Here is an 18824-nt window from a genome sequence, read left to right as displayed (position 1 = left end):
TCTTTATTTATTTAAACAATAAAGGAGAGAATTCGGTCAGATAAATCCGCCAATTTTTCCAAATATGTCCTTCATCTGTCTCATAGTACGTGTATTTATAGCCTTTATCGTCCATCAACTTACGAAAATCTTCATTGGCTTTATATAAGAAGTCAGTCTTTCCGATAGCAATCCAATAGAGAGCGGGCTTTTGAGCAAATTGAGCCTTAAGTTTACCTTCAAGATCTGCGTACACAGGAGACTTCACATTATTATCGGGCATAATGGCAGCAGAAAAAAGACCTACGTAGTTAAACATATCGGGAAATTGCTTGGATATGTGCATGGAGTGAAAGCCTCCCATTGACAAACCTGCAATGGCACGTGCCTGTTTTCTTCTAATGGTACGATAGTTCTTGTCTATAAACTTCACAACATCGGGGAAAGCCATTTCAAAAGAGCCTTCCATCGTCTTGGGTAATTGCATATTGGGGGAAACAAACCCTAAAGAAGATTCCCCGGGAGCCGCTTCCTGAGAAGCGTTTCCGTTCGTCATTACCACAATCATGGGTTTTGCTTTACCTTGGGCAATTAAATTATCGAGAATCTGAGCGGTACGTCCCAATGCAATCCAGGCTTCTTCATCTCCACCCATGCCGTGCAACAGATAAAAAACGGGGTAATTCTTTCCACTTGTTTCATAACCGGCAGGAGTGTAAACCGTGAGACGGCGATCCATTCCCAACGTGGGACTGTTATACCATACCCTGCTTACCGTACCGTGAGGAACTTTGTTCACTTTATACAAATCGGCCCGTCCGCCACCAATGATAAAAACGTTGGTCACACTCACTACGTCACGAATCATATACACATTATTCGGATCATTCATTTTTAAGCCGTCTACCAAGAAAGTATAACTATATAGTTCAGGTTTCAACGGTTGTGGGGTAGTATATTCCCATGTGCCATCCTTTTCAATCAGGTCGGCTGCTCCGGGCCCGTCGAAATCACCAAAGGGAGTCTTTATTTTTTGCGTAGGCAAGAAATCACCCGTAACTTGAACTTTGACGGCCTTAGGCGCTTTTAATCGAAAGGTAACCGTATTATTTTCATGAATTTCGGGTGAAACAATGGATGTTCCTCCCCAGAGAGCTTGTTGTGCAAAAGTAAAAGTACACACAAACAAGGCAAATGCTAAGCCAAAAGATCTTTTCATACAACTTTAATTTATTAATATAATATACAATAGAATTACCAATTTTCATTCTGAACCATATTGGGATTCAGCTCAATCTCTTTACGCGGAATGGGTAATAATTTATGTTTAGTCTTGAAACCATACGTTGAGTTTTTAAACTGGAATTCAACGCCTGAGTTAGAGAAAGTCGGAATCTCTTTTCCCTGATCTTTCATTATGGTTTCAGCATCTCCCCAGCGAACAAGATCCTGATAACGAACGCTTTCCAGACAAAGTTCCAAACGTTTTTCTTTCTTCACATCATCCAATGTTACAGAAGACAAACCCTGCAAACGGGCACGAGTACGCACTTCATTAATATATTTCAAAGCTTTATCCATACTGCCGCCCATAACATGTGCTTCTGCTGCCAGCAAGAGTACCTCCGCATAACGCATCACACGCAGATTGATGTATTGCAACGCCTGAAAATAAGAGGCATCGTATATGCAATCTTCTTTTAACGCACGATTCTTCCACATAAAGTAGCCTTCGTGTCCCACCATGTAAGCACCCGACTGCACTGATACGCCAATCTCCTTCATCTGTTGAGACGTACGCATCGTTCCTTTCAAGCGATAACCATCCGTGCCTTCTTCCTCAACAAAGGCATTATACAAAGATGCGCGGGGATTCATAAATCCATAAGTTCCTGTTGCAATGTAAGTGGAAGCAGGTGCGCTCATTGTCAGTTTATCGGTACGCCAACCTTGCATAAGAAAAGTCATTGTCATCTGATTCCAGGCCTGTTCTGTATCATTTCGTTTCTGCACCTCCAGCATTGATTCGCTGCATCCATTGGCTGCAACATGGAGTAACATATCGTATTCGCCACTGTAAAGTGCATATTTTCCCGATTCGATTACTTTATCGAGTATAGCAACCGCCTCACTATATTTGCCTTGGAAGAGATAAGCCTTACCGAGCATAGCTTGCGCAACTTCTTTGGTAACGCGAATGCCCGTCTCACTATCATTCACATTGGCTTTTGAAGGCAATGCTCCGGAATTGATGGCATCATTTAAATCTTTTTCAATAAAAGTCCAGGTATCTTCGGGACTACTATTAGCCAAACGGTATTCACTGGGCTGGAGCAAATGGTCAACGATAGGAGCTGTTCCATAGAGTGTTACCAATTCAAAATGTGACCATGCTCTGAAAAATCGAGCTTCTGCGATAGCTCGTTTCTTTGCATCGGTATCTGAATCCAGTAAATCAATGATAAGATTGGCTTTGTAAATAACACCGTACATACCCGAATATAAGCTTTGAACCATTCCATGATCCGTATCAAAAGTATATTCGTTAAGCTGTTCCATACTTGAATTATCACCGCGTGATCCACCTCCGCACCAAACATCATCGGCTAACAGGTTTTTCGTATAAAACCAATTAAAATAGTTACTACCCCAACTAGTATACAACGAAGCCAGAGCCTGAGAAGCATCTTCATCTGTTTTATAAAACTCGTCCTGACCTCCCAAATTACCGTGTTTCGCAATATCCAAGCGATCTTCACATGCCGTATTAAATAGCGACAAGAAACCTGCTACCAACAGGGAAATATATTTTGTTTTCATTATCTGTATCTTTTTTATATTAATTAAAATTCAATATTAAAGCCCAATACTACTTTTTTGGAACTTGGATAAGAACCTTTGTCGATACCCATGCCTGAAGTAGAATTCGCTGCCGCTTCAGGATCAAATCCAGGATATTTGGTAAAAGTGAAGAAGTCATCGAGAGAAGCATAAATGCGGAAATTGTTCATGAAAGCTTTCTTCATCCAATTTTTAGGGAATGTATAGCCTAATTGAATTTGCTTGATTTTAAAGAATGAACCGTCGTACACTAAGGCATCCGATATTTGGTATTTATCCATATTTTCGGCACCGGCACGAGGTACAGTTCCGGTCTTATTATCTGCCGTCCATCTGTTATCATAGAATACTTCTTTTAGTTTGTTAGAGGCTGCATAATCCGGTCGGTTAATACAATTGAAAATGTCATTTCCCTGTGAACCGGTTCCGAAAATGGTAAGATCAAAGCCTTTCCATGCAGCAGTTAAGGTAATACCATAGGTAAAATCAGGAATCGCATCGCCTATATAATCCAAATCACCATCATTCAAGTCACCACTTTCGTCCAGGTCATAGAATGTAGGATTACCCGTTTCGGGGTCAACTCCTTTGAACTTATATCCTCTGAAGTAATACACCGGATAGCCTTCTTCAAAATAAGTGATGGTACTCGTATGGAAATTAACTCCCGAGAGGCGGGTGATAGAAGGATCTATGTAGGTCACTTTATTTTTCAGAGTGGCTAAGTTACCACGAATTCCGTAACTAAAATCGCCGATCCGATCTCTCCATCCCAACTCTAATTCCCATCCTTTATTACTTACATCTCCAGCATTCATAGGAGAAGTTGTACCACCAATAATTAAAGAAGGAGTAGTTCCGGAAACCAATAAGTCTTTGGTCTTTTTATCAAAGTAGTCCAAGCTGAATGTCAACCGGTCTTTCAGAAAGCGGGCATCAAAACCTATGTTTATTTGTTCTGAGGTTTCCCATTTTAAGTCATCATTTCCCATGGTTGAAGGTGCAGCTCCTCTCACATACGTATTGCCTAATACAAAAGGATATATGGAGCCGGACGCCATATCCGTACTGTAGGGATACCCGCTTAACGCAGCCAAACTACCATTTTGCCCCCAACTGAGACGAACTTTCAGGTTGTTCACATAACTTTTCAAGGGAGTAAAGAATGGTTCTTCAGACATGGTCCATCCTACAGAAGCAGCAGGGAAGTATCCCCATCTGTTAGTTGAAGGAAGTTGTGAAAGGTCAGCTGCATCTGCACGAAGAGAAGCCTGAAGCATATACCTGCCTGCAAATTCATAACCTGCACGGGCAAAATATGACAGCTTAGCTTTACGCGTTTTTTCCCCTTCAACACTTTTAATCGCTGATGCCGAGGCATAATTCAAATAATAAAACAACGGATCATTTTTCTGCAAAGCATCTTCTTCATTGGCAGAGAGTCCGCCCGTAACGTAATCATAAGTCGATTCCTGATAAGACAGACCTACCATACCGGTTACCGTATGCTGGCCAAAACTTTTCATGTAGTTGGCAAAATTTTCCCACTGATAATAAATGCTGGTAGAAGATGTAGAACTCTGACTCACATAATCCCTGCTTTGCACGGAATTGCCGTAAAAAGGAAGAGAAGTAGTAGAACTACGGGTACCTGACAAGCGGTAACCCAGACGGGAAGTAAAAGTAAGACCTTTAAACGGTTTGAAATCGGCATAAACCGATCCGGTCACATTGAAGCCACTGTTTTTAGATATATTATTGTCGCGCATAATCATGGGGTGATATTGTTCACCCGAATAAAACTTGGACACAGCATAGTAGTTGCCGTTTTCATCTTGCAACAAATGCTTACCGCTGTTGAGAGCGTTCAACATGTGTGAAGGAAGGTCTTCATACGTATATGTATCCGGGGTAAGCGGATCGAGCTGAAGGATAGAAGTCAATAAGCTACCATATTCGTTGTTGGTGGATACATTACGTACGTTGTATTTTTCTATTTGGTTGGTTGTTCCCACTTTCAGCCACGATTTAATGTCGTATTCGGAATTAATGGTGGCAGTTAGTCGCTTATAAACATCCGCATCGCCTTTTACAATACCGTCATTATCAAGGTAAGTAAGAGAGAGATAATAGTTTCCTTTGTCACCGCCATTGGTAAACGAAACATTGTGTTTCTGCATCTGACTGTTCTCAAATGCTACATCTGTCCAAGACGTATTAGTCACTCCATCCCAATTATTGAGCAAATAGCTTTCCGTGAACGTGTTCGATTCAACCATATAATCGATGTACTGCTCAGCGTTCAGCATTTTAGGAACACGCGCTAAAGACTGCGTGGACCATTGAAAATCATAAGTAATCTTTCCCTGGCCGGCTTTTCCTTTCTTTGTAGTAATCAATATGACGCCATTTCCTGCTTCGGCACCATAAATAGCAGCAGATGCCGCATCCTTCAATACTTCCATCGAAGCGATGTCATTAGGATCTAAACCACTGATATCAGACAAACGAATACCATCGACTACATATAAAGGGTCAGAAGAAACGTTAGATGAATAACCGCGCACACGAACCGTAGGTGATGCTCCCGGTGCAGCTGAGGTTTGAATAACTTGAACACCTGCTGTTTTTCCCTGCAAAGCTGCCGGAGCGTTACTGATGGTACGATTCTGCATGTCTTCTGCTTTCACTTGGGAGATAGCACCGGTTACTGAGCTTTTCTTTTGAACGCCATAACCTACTACCACTACTTCTTCCAACGTTTTGGAATCTTCTTTCAAGCTAATATTCATTACAGGCGTTACTGCTTTTTTCTCCTGAGTAACGTAGCCAATATATGAATAAACAATAACGGTTCCTTCTTTAACGGATAATGCATAGCTACCGTCAAGATCGGTGATGGTACCGTTTGAGGTTCCTTTTTCGAATACGCTAACGCCAATGATCGGTTCATTAAGCTCGTCAACTACTTTTCCGGAAATCTTAACCAGATTCTGTGCCAATGCGAAATGCATAGTCAGAATGGTGAAAAGGACTAATGATGTTAGTCTTCTCAATGAATTGTGCTTCATAACTTTTTTCATTCTTTTTACTAGATTAATATGTATAACTTAAGGTATAATATAAATTGTGCTTTTGCTTAAAAACCCCGAGTTGGAAAGGTTTTCACCAGTTCTATCAGTTCTTTATCGTGATTGTATTTTATCTCTGAATTATCTTTAAACAACATGGTAGCGCCCTGATCTACCGTATAAGGATTCCATTGGGGCAGGTTTTTCGCATTTGGATTTCCCGTTTTAGCAAAGTTTAGCCATGCATCGCTCATCTTTTCACCCAGTTGGCAAGCAGCTGTTCCGCCGCCGGTCATACTGGCATGACGTGTTACGTTGTTAAAAACAAAAGGAATTTCCATGCAATGTGTACTGCGTAACATTCCATCTAAAACCGGAGATTCCCAAGCAAACAAATACATGTATACAGGGGCTCCTTTTTGAAGGGATTTTAATTTGGCCTGTTCTATGGCACCCGGACGAAAAGTAAAGTCAACATCAACCAAATCGTTAGGTTGATAACCGGGATAAGCTTTCTCAAAAGCCTTTAAAAATTCATCCGTACGGTTGCCATATTTATTTCGTACGAAATCGACAGCCATTTCTTTTGTGGCCGAACGAAAAGCCGGTACATACGTACTCATTGTGAATTCATGCAAAGTTGTTCCTATAATTAAGGGTATATCTTTTGATAGCTCAAGAGAAGAGGGCTCAAAAGGTTGGGCAGGCAGAACATGGCCATCTACAGTTGGTGCCCAGCCAAATATAAAGGAAGGCACTCCGTCTTTATCAGCCTCAGCACGGGCTTTCACAATTGCTTTTTCTCCCGCTGCAAGCAGTCGCTCATAAGGAATATTTTTTAGCTCGTCAACCTGAGAAGCGGTTAAGCCCAACTCTTCAACTGTGATTTGAGCTATGCGACGAGAGTATCGGGACTCCATTGTACGCAACATGGAGCCGCTTTGCACAATGGCTTTATGAAACAAACCCTTTGCCGATGGGGTTGCCAGAAGTGTAGAAACCTTTCCTCCGCCACCCGATTGACCAAAGATTGTTACATTAGACGCGTCTCCTCCAAAAGCTGCGATATTTTTATGAATCCATTGAAGTGCTGCTACGATATCAAGCAAACCGGCATTGCCGGATTGTGCATACTTATCTCCAAAAGAAGAAAGATCCAGAAAACCCAGTACATTCAAACGATGATTCAGTGTAACAACAACTACATCACCTTTTTGAGCTAAATTCGTTCCATCATAAGAAGGCAACTCCTGCCCCGAACCGGCCGAATATCCACCACCGTGTAACCAGACCATTACCGGCCGTTTGCGACCGTCATTCACACCGCAAGTCCAAATGTTCACTCTCAAACAATTTTCGTCAGGAAAACCGTCGTCCCAATGAAAAGCAAATGCATGTTCGTCACTATACCAACCCGTGCGTTTTCCTTGTGGACAGGTAGGACCATAGGCACGCGAACTACGAATTCCCTCCCATTTGTCGGGAGCAGTGGGCGGCATAAAACGTTCGGCTTTAGCATAAGGAATTCCCTTGTATATATACACGCCGTCTTTTACATATCCGGCCACTTGACCGAATTCGGTCTGCGCTACGGCTCTGTCTGAAGAAGCTATAATTTCTCCCGACTGAGGACTTTTCTTTTCGGGAGCAGCCGCTGCAGCGTGCAGGAATACACAAAAAGAAATAATCAGTACAACTGATAAAAATAGGTTTTTCATAAACGTATTAGTTTTATAATTAACTCGGCTACAATATTAGTCTTCTTTTAGTTGAAGCATTTCTTCATTTATCCGAAAGATTTGTCTATTGGTTCAAAGAGGCTGTTCTGTATGTTCAAATGTTTGTCTATAAGTTCAAATCGCCTTTAATGATAGTATAAAAGACAATTTTTCTTTTTATTTTAGCACCGAAAACAAGAAAAACACTTTATACTCTTTTGGCATGAAAGCACCTTGGTTCATTCTGTTATTATATATATTGGTATCTTGTCACGCTGTTGATAAGAGCAAAGAACAAGAATCCGAACTACAGAGTTTGGTTATTGCAGGTGACCTTTCAAATCAACAGATAAAATCCATTGCCGAAGATGCGCAAGGCCATATATGGATAGGAACATTTCGGGGGCTGAACAAATTCAATGCAAATGAGTATCACCAGTATTTTTGCGCAGATGACTCACTCGGATTACCAGACAATCAGATTCAAGACATCTTGCTCGACTCAAAAAAACAATTATGGATAGCTACGGTAAACGGTGTATGCCAATATACCGACCAAGATAATTTTGTGCATATTCCGATAAATGCGAGCAATAAAAACATGGTTCAACTGATCGAAAACAAAGAAGGGCGAATGTTTTTCAACGCTGTATTACAACTTTATGCTTATAATCCGCTAACAAAAAGCATTGATTGTGTAATTCCCAATCTGGACCCAAACCACACTTTTAACGTTAGGTGTTATGTAGATGATAATGATAAACTATGGGTTGTAAGTCCCCGTGCATTGGTGTGTTATGATTCATCAACCTTGGTATTAAAAGATTCTATTTCATTAAAAGGGACTCCTTCTTATTCTTTTATGCACAATAAAAAGGAGTTGTGGCTTACAGGTAATCATACAATTGCAATCTTTGACACACAGACTCATCAATTCAAGGAACTGCCTCCGGTGATTAAGCAGCATCCGTTACTTTCAAATGCAAATATAGAATACATACACCCGTATGGCGATAATAGCTTACTGATAAATACCTCCAAGCACGGAATGTTTTATTATAATTTCATTGATAATACAGTAACACATCAGGAAGAGGACGGATTCCCATTTGAGGTTCCTCATTTTAAAATTAGTAAGATGTTTACGGATTCACAAAAGAACCTTTGGTTTGGTTCGCTCGACCAAGGAATTAGTGTCTCTTATTACTATAAAGAGCGCTTTAACAACAACAACTACTTACGCTCTGCTTTAGAAAATAAATCAGTTGTCTCTATAGCGGCTGAAAAGAATCACAATATATGGATCTCCACACTAATGAACGGATTATATGTATATGACATTCAGAATCAAAAAATGGAGAATATAGCTATTGAAAAACTATTTCCTCAGGAAAAACAAAGAGCTATTTATGTAAATCAGATTTTTGTAGATAACGCAAACGATATTTGGATGACCGCAACCAATAGCACCGTTTTAAAATGTAGCTATATCAATGGAAACTTAAAAATAAAGGCTCAATATAACGTTTTTTATCCCATGTCAATTACACAAGACCATTACGGAACCATGTGGATAGGAACGGCCAGCGTGTATCTTTATGCATTGAAACAAGGTGATACTGAATTTCGTCCTATTAAAATGTATGATACGCGGTTTACTTTTATTCCCAGTTTACTTCCGTTAAAAAGCGGAAGTGTACTAATAGCAGCATTCAATCAGCCGATGAAATTAATTGATTCAAAAAGTTTGCAGATAAAAGAGCTGGCTGTATCCCCTCAAGATATGAAAACAAGCATCCGTCGATCCGTATTTATTCCAACAGCCATTTATGAAGACACGCAGGGTGAAATATGGATAGGAACTGTAAGTAACGGCTTGTTATGTTATTCTCCTCAAACAGGTAAAATAAGACCGGTGCCGGGCACTGCATGTCTAGATATCTCGGGCATTGAGGAAGACAAACAAGGCCTTTTATGGGTAAGCACTCAATATGGGTTGAGTAAATATGACAGAATAGCTGATAAATTCTCAAATTATTATGCTGCTGATGGAATTGGCGGCAATCAGTTCTATGACCGTTCGTCGTGCCCTTTACCGGACGGAACCTTATTATTTGGGGGAACTCACGGACTTACATTCTTCAATCCGGCGGATATTCCCATCAAACGAAATATTCCGATTTTGTTTCAAGACCTTAAAATTGATAACCTCCTAATACGTCCTGCTAAAGGAGAATGTATCGACAAACATTTATCTTATAAACCAAACATACAGCTAAAACATTATCAAAACAGTTTCAGCATTTCATTTGCAGCACCCGATTATTGCGAGCATGGGCGTGTGCACTACCATTACATGCTAGAAAACTTTGACAAAGACTGGATTGACGCCGGAAATAATCACGAAGCCTATTATGCTAATCTGCCATCAGGGAAATATTCTTTCAAGGTTAAAATCACAAACAACGATAAGAGTATTATTGAAGCCGAAGATGCTATTCAAGTAACGGTGAAACCGGCCCCATGGGCAACTTGGTGGGCATATTCCATCTACTTTATAATTGCTGCAGGCATCATCGGTTCATTTATTAGCATTTATTTACGCATTCGCTCTGAAAAAAAACTCGCACAAAAAGCGGAACAGGAAAAAGAGCAAGAGCAACGCGTCAATAAGATGAATATGAGTTTCTTTGCTAATGTTTCTCACGAATTTCGTACTCCGCTGACAATGATAGCCGGTCCTGTTACCCAACTGTGTAATAATCCCGAGATTACAGGCGATAACAAAGCATTACTCTTCATCGTACAACGCAGCGTAGAACGCATGCTCAGACTCGTAAATCAACTGATGGATTTCCACAAACTGGAAAATGATACGATCAAACTGAAAGTTAGCAAAATTGACATTATCTCTTTCTTGCAACAATTAGTTGACGTATACCGAACAAACGCAAAAGAAAAAGGTATCACTCTGAACACATTCGGACTGGAGGATTCTTTATTAGCATGGGTGGATGAAGATAAAATGGATAAAATATTTGGTAACTTAATGTCGAATGCACTCAAGTTTACTCCTATAGGAGGATGCATTGAAGTGCATTTGGATCTCGTAAACAGAGAAGAAGCCGGTCTTTGTTTTGCACTAACAGAAAAAGATAAGGATGTGCAATTCATTCAAATCTCGGTAAGCAACACCGGTCAAACAATACCTGACGACAAACTAGATAAAATCTTTGAACGGTACTACCAAATGACTAATCAGAATGAAGGTACATACAATTGGGGAACCGGCATTGGTTTATACTATGCCCGTAGCCTCACTCAAATCCATCACGGATATATAAAAGCCGGAAAATCTGATAATGGACAAGGAGTCGTATTCACTTTTATACTTCCTATCAATGACATATCTTATGAAGAAAACGAACGAAGCAAGAGACAAAAATCTCAAACGGATGCTTTTCCGTTGATTCAGGAAAAAACTGTTTATATGAAGAATGAAGATAGCGAAAATACTGAAAAACAAAATAGCATATTAGTCATTGATGACGACACGGAAGTGGTTCATTATTTAAAAACGCTATTATCTCCTTATTACAAGATTATCTACCGATTTGATGCCAACAGCGCACTGCAGGCATTGAAAGAGGATGCACCTGATTTAATTTTAAGTGATGTAGTAATGCCAGGCAAAAATGGATATGAATTTTGCAGGGAGATCAAAGAAGACTTGCAACTTTGCCACATTCCGGTAATTCTGGTCACCGCAAAAGCTACGGTACAGAACCAGATAGAAGGGCTAAATACAGGAGCCGATGCATACGTAACCAAACCGTTTGACCCCAGTTACTTGTTGGCTCTGATCAGTTCTTTGCTCAGAAACCGAGAAAAAGTACGCAACTTACTAGGTAGAGCTACACAAACAGACAAACTTGATGATAACATTCTTTCTCCTCAAGATAAGTCTTTTATGACCAACCTTTATCAATTAATGGAAAACGAATTGTCGAATCCGGAACTGGATGTTGCCCGAATGACGGAAATGCTCAAGATTTCACGAACCAAATTTTATTATAAGGTTAAAGGACTTACCGGTGAGAATCCGAGTTTCTTCTTTAAAACTTATAAATTAAACCGTGCAGCTGAGCTATTAGTAGAAGGGAAATATACGGTTTCTGAAATTGCTGATCTTACAGGATTCAGCACACTTTCACATTTCTCCAAAAGCTTCAAGAAACAATTTGGAGTAACCCCTAGCGAGTACAACAAAACCTAGATACTTTATCTTTGAAAGAGAAAAAGCCAATTATCAATCCGTAATAAGTACTGTGACATAAGCCGAAATACCTTCTTCACGGCCGGTGAATCCTAGTTTTTCAGTTGTAGTGGCTTTGATCGAAACATCATCCGTATCAATACCCATGACACGAGCCAACGTTTCCTGCATAGCCGGAATATGTGCTTTAAGCTTGGGACGCTCAGCACAGATCGTGGCATCAATATTGCCTACCTTATATCCTTTAGTGGCAATAATTTCAATGGTTTGGGCAAGAAGTAATTTGCTGTCAACGTCCTTGTATTCTCCGGCTGTATCAGGGAAATGATAACCGATATCGCGCATATTTGCCGCCCCTAGTAAAGCATCGCAAATGGCGTGAACCAGCACGTCGGCATCCGAATGGCCCAACAATCCTTTTTCATGTTCCAGGCGTATGCCTCCCAGCCACAGATCCCGTCCGGCAACCAGTTGGTGAACGTCAAAGCCAAATCCTACTCTTATTTTCATGATAACGAATGTTTATTGATTGCTTACCGAATGTGGAAATCGAGCAACTTCTCTCCTTCCAGAAAACCTTGAAGGTGCTGACCAACGCTAACCGGACCAACGCCCGAAGGAGTACCGGTAAACAGCAGGTCGCCTATCTTCAGGGTAACAAATTTGCTTACGTAGGCAATGATTTCATCAATCCCGAAAAGCATGTTGGCCGTACAGCCCTGTTGAACAGTCTGACCGTCAATTTGCAAACTGAATTGGAGTTGTTGCACATCGGCAAACTGTGTTACCGGAACAAAAGTACCGATAGCAGCCGAATTATCAAAACCTTTGCAGAGCTCCCACGGATTACCTGCTTCGCGAAACTTTCGCTGCAAATCACGTGCGGTAAAGTCGATTCCCACTGTTAGCGCATCATAATAACGATGAGCGAAACGAGGAGCAATGTTTTTACCCAAACGGTTGATGCGTACAACCACTTCGGTTTCATAATGTATCTCTTCTGAAAAATCGGGTATAAAAAAAGGCTTACCGTCTTTTAGTATAGCCGAGTCTGGTTTCATGAAGATAACAGGGTCCGTATTAACGCGTGTATGCCGCATCTCTTCATTATGAGCGGCATAATTCATTCCAATAGCTATAATCTTCATGCTTAGTGTTCATTAAAATTCAATCGGTTGAACATAACTGCCAAATGTGCATAAAGTGAGGTGTTTTGTACCACAATATCTTCGGGCACGCGGATACGAAAGGGTGTGAAGTTCCACACAGCCTTAATACCTCCGGCAATCATGGTATCTGTTATCTGCTGAGCAATTTCAATGGGAACAGTCAGTACACCGATATGAACATCATACTCTTTCATCTTATTCACAAACTCGGAAGAGTGAAAGATGGGAATACCGTTAATATGGGTTCCAATCAGATTGGGGTTGACATCAAATGCTGCCACAATTTCCAAGCCGAAATGTTTCAAACCTGAGTCGCGTAATAGCGCTCCTCCCAAGCTACCCACCCCAAAAAGAAAAGCTTTATGCATGTCGGTAAAGCCCAGAAAATCTTCGAGAACCTCAATTAACGCGTCCACTTCGTAGCCCACACGGGTACGACCCGAGATATTGACATACGACAAATCTTTCGCAATTTGCGAAGCATCAACATTTATCTCTTTGGATATTTGTGTAGACGAAACGTATTGTTCTCCTTTCTGCTTTAGCAATTTGACATTAGAAAGATACCACGGAAGCCTGCGTAATGTAGGTTCCGGCACTTTAGCGATATCTTTTTTCTGTGGCTGATTGCTCATAGTTACTTCTTGCTTTATCATTATGGAAATACAAAAGTACATTTTTTTTCGATAATGCAAATTCAATCCGACAAAAGCTTAACATTATTTCTAAATATTAGCTAATGAACAAAGCACAGTGTTTCATTTGGGAAAGGGCAAACTCACCGAAACGCCTGTTGTAGAATATTTCAACCTGTCGAAACCAGCAAAAACTCCCACACGGGCCACGTTACGAAATCCGACGGAATAGCCCAGTTCTGAGTAGGGGCTGTTTTTGTAGGTTACCAACGTATGCAAGTGTAAAGCCTCATCGAATGACTTTTTACGCAGGAAAGGCAATTGTTTAACTAATAAATACGGCATGTGCCAGCTCATGTGTGCCTGCGCCCAACGATCAGCCGTGGCGTAACGGTAATTATCAATCAAGAAAAAGCCGGTATCGAAATTCCTTTCCGTTAAAGGCATGCGCGTACTTGCAAAATGTTTTAAGTCGGAGAATTGGAGTTGCTTTGCATTTCGGAACATACCCACATTAACATTCCACAAAAAGCTATTGAACATGCCGAAGTCAACAGTCTGCCGGGCAGCAAACTCCAGTCGGTGGTAAGAAGTTACATATTTTTCACTACTCATTGGAAAAGCTCTTTCGTACCGCAGGCTAAACGTAGGAAAAAGCGGATCTTCATAAAACTTGCGACCTTTAACAATGCGGTAATATTGCGCCGGAGTATAGTTTAGTTCAAAGGATGATTTCAATAGATTATTGACCGGCATAAACTGATAGTTGGCATTCTCGGGAACATTGGGTTCTACATGCCCACCCAGTGGTGCTTTGCTCACATAGTTTTGCAAAGAGTTTCGTCTCTGCCACTCTAGCGAAGCAGAAAACTGCAAGCCATTGGCTATTTCAATGCGATTACCAAGGGCCAAATAGCTTTTCTCATAGAACTTCACATCACTCCTCGAGAAAAGAAAAGTTGTTGCTGAGTTATAGAGACGCGACTCACCACTTTCACCGTTGTAATCATCGGTTAGTCGGCCACCCTTCAACCACAGGTTTCCGGCTCTTCGAGGAGCATAATTCAGCGCCAGTGAAAAATCAGAGATCAGTTTCTTACGCGCTGTAGCATAATACAAGCGGGGAGTAAAGTTCAAATCCGCCTTTTCGGAAAGCTTCAACCCTCCGGTAAGCTTGGCACCTACCCAAAGGCCGTCAACAAAATTATACTCGGGCACATAAGCAGTCAAATCATAAAGTTTAAGCCAGGCATCTTTGTCCTTCGTAATAAACGTTTGGCCTGTCAGCCAAGTATTTAAAATCTTGCCGGCTATCGTTTTTTTCTTAGCATGAAGCGAATCCCCACTCTTATTCAGAGAATCTTTTTGCATAAGCTTCTGCTGTTTCCGCGCATAACTTTCTAATTCATCGGGACGAAGAGGTACACTGCGCACATCGGCCCAATACAAAGAATCTTTCTTACCGGCCAATGAGTCGGTCTTTACATCATTCTGCAATTCCCGATTGGGTCTTTCATACTTACGCGGTGATTTGAGCGTATCTGCCAGCTCAATGGATTTAGCAGTCAACTTATACAACTTATAGGCCTCTGCATTAGTCAGATCAGGCTTATCGGTCAGCTTCCTGATCTGCTCTTCAATCTTACGCTGCTTCCTGACTTGCGTCTTTGAAACAGTGAGTTGAGAATGATTTGTTTCTACAGGAAAAACTTGTCCATTTGCAGGAAGCTTCTTCGCCTGAACACGGGCATAATGCGTTGCACACAGATACGACGCTTCAGCCTCTATACCCATCACATCGATCACACAAGCCATACTGGTAGAGGTGGGAAGAAAGGCACCTGCACTTACTTCACTACACACCACCCTGATGTTTGCTTTCAAGCCACCTTCTTCAACCACCAATTCAGCAGAAGAAAGGCACGAAAGATCATCCACCACATACAGATAACCCGACAAAAGGCGAGGATTCTTATTGCGCGGAATAATGCGAATCTTATCTACAACATGATCTCCCTCGGTATAACTACCCTCTAATTTAAAGCGATAGTACGAAAAAGCACCGGCAGATAAAGGAGATACCTTATCGAATAGATTGGGAGTGTATAAGTTGACCGTGGTTATTCCAATATCAACTCTCATATTTTCGGGAAATGAATTGGCAAAGGCTTTTACCCGACTAGTCCATTTATTGGGTGCGGCATACGTCACCTCCCGCTGCTCTTCGAGCACAAAGAGTTTACCCAACATTTCTTTCGATTGCTTGCGTACTTCTTTGGATAGTTTAAGAATAGCGGGAATCGATTTTAATTTACCGGTTCCTTTCAGGTAAGTACCGGCATGAAAACTAACCAGCTGATTTCTATAAAAAGGAGCTTTGGCTATTACTTGCCGCATAATGGAATAAGCCGGGTCTTCTGTGTTACGTCCAATCACCACTTCCCCCAATTGGTAGATACGTTCATGCAACACAATATTTCGTTCTTGCACATCACCAACCACATCGACTTGTAACCTCTCTTTTGAATAACCGATAGATGAAACCTCCAACGTGTAGCGTCCTTTTTTAAGTGTGGTTTGGAAATGACCATTATCATCTGTTGTTACGCCTGTTTGCAATTCTACCAAGTAAAGAGAAGCGTAGGGAATGGGAGAACCCGCCTCATCAGTCACTCTACCTTTCAACGACTGGCCGAATAAGAATGCAGGCAGTATACAAAAATAGGCAAATAGCCATACTAGTTTAGAATATATCATATTACAAAGAATCATTAAATTTAAAACATATATACCATTAGACGATAATAAGAGCAAAAAATTGCAAGCTACCGAACTAAATATTATTTTTGATGCATAAATGTAATTGCAGCAATATGAAAAGTAATGACTGGAAAGAGCGGTTGAATGTAGTCTATTCAACCAACCCCGATTATAGGTACGAAACAGATGATGATGAGCATACTGAGACAGTAGAACCAGCCAAACAGAATCTGAGAGTGCAGTTAGACAAGAAAAACCGGGGCGGTAAAGTTGTGACACTCGTCACCGGATTTATCGGTACGGAAGATGAGTTGAAAGAACTGGGTAAACTCCTGAAAACAAAATGCGGTGTAGGAGGCTCTGCCAAAGATGGGGAGATTATTGTACAAGGCGATTTTAAACAAAAAGTGCTCGAACTATTGAAGAAAGAGGGTTATACCAAAACCAAACCCGTAGGATAAAAAAAAGCTGCATAGCGAACCTATGCAGCTTTTTATATAAGCGACTAATTGATTGATTTAATCAGCGTTTAATGTAAAGCGTTTGAATTCAGTCACTGTAAGACCTTTGCTTGCACCATCAAGGAATTGAGCGATAGTAAGCTTAGGATCTTTTATAAACTCTTGTTCTAGTAAACATACTTCTTTGTAGAACTTGCCGATACGACCTGCAGCGATCCTCTCAATCATGTTCTCAGGTTTACCTTCTTCACGAGCTTTGTCAGCAGCGATATCTTTTTCACGTTGAAGAACGTCAGCAGGTACGCTGTCAGCATCAACTGAGATCGGGTTCATTGCAGCGATCTGCATAGCTACTTCGTGAGCAACCTGTGCATCGAAACCAGCTTGGTTGAAAGCAACAATAGTAGCTAGTTTATTTCCCGGGTGAATGTAAACTGAAGTTGCAGCTCCGCTAACGATGCCATAACCATCAAGTTCCATCTTTTCACCGGTAATACCGCTACGGTCAACAATAGCATCAGCTACTGTTCCGTTACCCATAGGAAGAGCTTTAACAGCCTCAACATCTGCACACTTGTTTGCAATTGCTAAATCAAGAATCTGAGTTGTAAGAGCTACGAAATCAGCATTTTTAGCAACGAAGTCAGTTTCGCATTTCAAAGCGATCATCACTGCGTAGTCACCTGCTGATTTTGCTAATACACAACCTTCAGATGCATCGCGATCAGAACGTTTTGCAGCAACTGCTTGTCCTTTCTTACGAATAATCTCTACTGCTTTGTCGAAATCGTTTTCAGCCTCAGTCAAAGCATTCTTGCAATCCATCATACCGGCACCTGTCATTTTACGAAGGTGGGTAATATCTGCCATTGTTACAGCCATACTATTAAATTTTGGTAGTTAGTAGTTTGAATTGAAAAACAGAACTTAGTAAAACCATCGAAGGGTACTTACTAAGTTCTGATTATATTAAGCTTCTTCGTCTTCTTTAAGGAAAGCAGCAGCTTTAGCAGCGTTGATTGCTTCTTCATCAGACTTATCTAGTCTTGCTTTAGCTGTTCTCTTCTTGCCTTTAGCAGCAGCAGTTTCACCCGCAGCTTCCATGTCAACTTTCTCAGCTTTTCTTTCTTCAAGACCTTCCTGAATTGCAGCGCAACACGCATCAATAATTATTTCTACAGATTTTGTTGCATCATCATTTGCAGGAATAACGAAATCGATGTCAGAAGGATCAGAGTTTGTATCAACAATAGCAAATACAGGAATACCCAAACGGTTAGCCTCACGTACTGCAATGTTTTCTTTCATCACATCAACAATGAAAAGTGCTGAAGGAAGACGAGTCAGGTCAGCGATTGAACCTAAAGTCTTGTCAAGTTTAGCACGTTGACGTGAAATCTGAAGAATTTCTCTTTTAGAAAGGTTTGAATAAGTACCATCGTTAGTTAGCTTATCGATAGTAGCCATCTTCTTAACTGCCTTACGGATTGTAGGGAAGTTAGTAAGCATACCACCCGGCCAGCGTTCGATAACGTATGGCATATTAACAGATAATGCTTTCTCAGCAACAACCTGTTTAGCTTGTTTTTTAGTAGCAACAAAAAGGATTTTCTTGCCTGATTTTGCAATTTGCTTCAAAGCTTCAGCAGCTTCGTCAACCTTTGCAACGGTTTTGTGGAGGTCAATGATATGAATACCATTGCGTTCCATGAAAATATAAGGAGCCATTGATGGATTCCACTTTCTTTTAAGGTGTCCGAAGTGGCAACCAGCTTCCAATAATGTATCAAAATTTGTTCTTGACATTGTTTTATTCTTTAAATCGTTTACTTTCTTTTTTGTTTTTTTCTAAACCAACCGCCGGGTAGTCAAAAAGAGTCCCGGTAGTTTAGATACTAAACGGATTATAACCCG

The 18824-nt window shown here is 40.9% G+C and carries 12 protein-coding genes; 2 read left to right on the top strand and 10 right to left on the bottom strand.

Annotated elements, in window-relative coordinates; translation table 11 throughout:
* Positions 1-7: 7 nt before the first annotated feature.
* From ACKPCE_RS06080 to ACKPCE_RS06065, 4 genes are read right to left on the bottom strand one after another with little or no spacing between them, the layout of a single operon-like run.
* Positions 8-1198 carry an esterase gene (locus ACKPCE_RS06080; RefSeq protein WP_319504513.1) on the bottom strand — a complete coding sequence of 397 codons (1191 nt, stop codon included), beginning with the start codon at positions 1196-1198 and terminating at the stop codon, positions 8-10.
* Positions 1199-1233: 35 nt separating this feature from the next.
* The gene (locus ACKPCE_RS06075) at positions 1234-2799 is read right to left on the bottom strand and encodes a RagB/SusD family nutrient uptake outer membrane protein (RefSeq protein WP_319504512.1); all 1566 of its coding nucleotides are present in this window, start codon (positions 2797-2799) and stop codon (positions 1234-1236) included.
* 23 nt (positions 2800-2822) lie between these two features.
* A complete protein-coding gene (locus tag ACKPCE_RS06070; RefSeq protein WP_319504511.1) occupies positions 2823-5903 on the bottom strand; it encodes a SusC/RagA family TonB-linked outer membrane protein in 3081 nt (1026 codons plus the stop codon).
* A gap of 56 nt (positions 5904-5959) precedes the next feature.
* Positions 5960-7609, bottom strand: coding sequence for a carboxylesterase/lipase family protein (locus tag ACKPCE_RS06065; RefSeq protein ID WP_319504510.1), 1650 nt, complete (start codon positions 7607-7609; stop codon positions 5960-5962).
* Between the two features lie 223 nt (positions 7610-7832).
* On the opposite strand from ACKPCE_RS06065, the gene ACKPCE_RS06060 reads away from it, so the two are divergent.
* A complete protein-coding gene (locus ACKPCE_RS06060; protein WP_319504509.1) occupies positions 7833-11885 on the top strand; it encodes a two-component regulator propeller domain-containing protein in 4053 nt (1350 codons plus the stop codon).
* Positions 11886-11918: 33 nt separating this feature from the next.
* On the opposite strand, the gene ispF is transcribed toward ACKPCE_RS06060, so the two are convergent.
* The 4 genes from ispF to ACKPCE_RS06040 all read right to left on the bottom strand — a co-directional run bounded on the left by ispF (position 11919) and on the right by ACKPCE_RS06040 (position 16446).
* Positions 11919-12395, bottom strand: coding sequence for a 2-C-methyl-D-erythritol 2,4-cyclodiphosphate synthase (ispF, locus tag ACKPCE_RS06055; RefSeq protein ID WP_024997149.1), 477 nt, complete (start codon positions 12393-12395; stop codon positions 11919-11921).
* Positions 12396-12418: 23 nt separating this feature from the next.
* A complete protein-coding gene (locus ACKPCE_RS06050) occupies positions 12419-13033 on the bottom strand; it encodes a fumarylacetoacetate hydrolase family protein (protein WP_276966384.1) in 615 nt (204 codons plus the stop codon).
* 2 nt (positions 13034-13035) lie between these two features.
* The gene (locus ACKPCE_RS06045; protein WP_319505928.1) at positions 13036-13689 is read right to left on the bottom strand and encodes a redox-sensing transcriptional repressor Rex; all 654 of its coding nucleotides are present in this window, start codon (positions 13687-13689) and stop codon (positions 13036-13038) included.
* Between the two features lie 123 nt (positions 13690-13812).
* Positions 13813-16446 carry a DUF5686 and carboxypeptidase regulatory-like domain-containing protein gene (locus ACKPCE_RS06040; protein ID WP_319504508.1) on the bottom strand — a complete coding sequence of 878 codons (2634 nt, stop codon included), beginning with the start codon at positions 16444-16446 and terminating at the stop codon, positions 13813-13815.
* Positions 16447-16562: 116 nt separating this feature from the next.
* Between ACKPCE_RS06040 and ACKPCE_RS06035 the strand changes: the two genes are divergently transcribed.
* Positions 16563-16910, top strand: a complete 348-nt coding sequence (locus ACKPCE_RS06035; RefSeq protein WP_319504507.1) for a translation initiation factor — start codon at positions 16563-16565, stop codon at positions 16908-16910.
* Positions 16911-16967: 57 nt separating this feature from the next.
* On the opposite strand, the gene tsf is transcribed toward ACKPCE_RS06035, so the two are convergent.
* Together tsf and rpsB are read right to left on the bottom strand one after the other, a co-directional pair.
* Positions 16968-17792: a translation elongation factor Ts gene (gene tsf / locus ACKPCE_RS06030; protein ID WP_319504506.1), complete on the bottom strand. Its 825-nt coding sequence runs from the start codon at positions 17790-17792 to the stop codon at positions 16968-16970.
* An 87-nt stretch (positions 17793-17879) separates the two neighbouring features.
* The gene (gene rpsB / locus ACKPCE_RS06025) at positions 17880-18716 is read right to left on the bottom strand and encodes a 30S ribosomal protein S2 (RefSeq protein ID WP_024997144.1); all 837 of its coding nucleotides are present in this window, start codon (positions 18714-18716) and stop codon (positions 17880-17882) included.
* Between the last annotated feature and the right edge of the window lie 108 nt (positions 18717-18824).

Source organism: Bacteroides graminisolvens (assembly GCF_963666085.1).
GTDB lineage: Bacteria > Bacteroidota > Bacteroidia > Bacteroidales > Bacteroidaceae > Bacteroides > Bacteroides graminisolvens.
Note: the sequence above shows the minus strand (reverse complement) of the source record. Positions and strands in the feature narration are given on the sequence as shown.

Bases quoted from the DNA above. Each gene is read 5' to 3' on its own strand.
- ACKPCE_RS06080 (WP_319504513.1), bottom strand. From the start codon at position 1,198: ATGAAAAGATCTTTTGGCTTAGCATTTGCCTTGTTTGTGTGTACTTTT.
- ACKPCE_RS06075 (WP_319504512.1), bottom strand. From the start codon at position 2,799: ATGAAAACAAAATATATTTCCCTGTTGGTAGCAGGTTTCTTGTCGCTA.
- ACKPCE_RS06070 (WP_319504511.1), bottom strand. From the start codon at position 5,903: ATGAAAAAAGTTATGAAGCACAATTCATTGAGAAGACTAACATCATTA.
- ACKPCE_RS06065 (WP_319504510.1), bottom strand. From the start codon at position 7,609: ATGAAAAACCTATTTTTATCAGTTGTACTGATTATTTCTTTTTGTGTA.
- ACKPCE_RS06060 (WP_319504509.1), top strand. From the start codon at position 7,833: ATGAAAGCACCTTGGTTCATTCTGTTATTATATATATTGGTATCTTGT.
- ispF (WP_024997149.1), bottom strand. From the start codon at position 12,395: ATGAAAATAAGAGTAGGATTTGGCTTTGACGTTCACCAACTGGTTGCC.
- ACKPCE_RS06050 (WP_276966384.1), bottom strand. From the start codon at position 13,033: ATGAAGATTATAGCTATTGGAATGAATTATGCCGCTCATAATGAAGAG.
- ACKPCE_RS06045 (WP_319505928.1), bottom strand. From the start codon at position 13,689: ATGAGCAATCAGCCACAGAAAAAAGATATCGCTAAAGTGCCGGAACCT.
- ACKPCE_RS06040 (WP_319504508.1), bottom strand. From the start codon at position 16,446: ATGATATATTCTAAACTAGTATGGCTATTTGCCTATTTTTGTATACTG.
- ACKPCE_RS06035 (WP_319504507.1), top strand. From the start codon at position 16,563: ATGAAAAGTAATGACTGGAAAGAGCGGTTGAATGTAGTCTATTCAACC.
- tsf (WP_319504506.1), bottom strand. From the start codon at position 17,792: ATGGCTGTAACAATGGCAGATATTACCCACCTTCGTAAAATGACAGGT.
- rpsB (WP_024997144.1), bottom strand. From the start codon at position 18,716: ATGTCAAGAACAAATTTTGATACATTATTGGAAGCTGGTTGCCACTTC.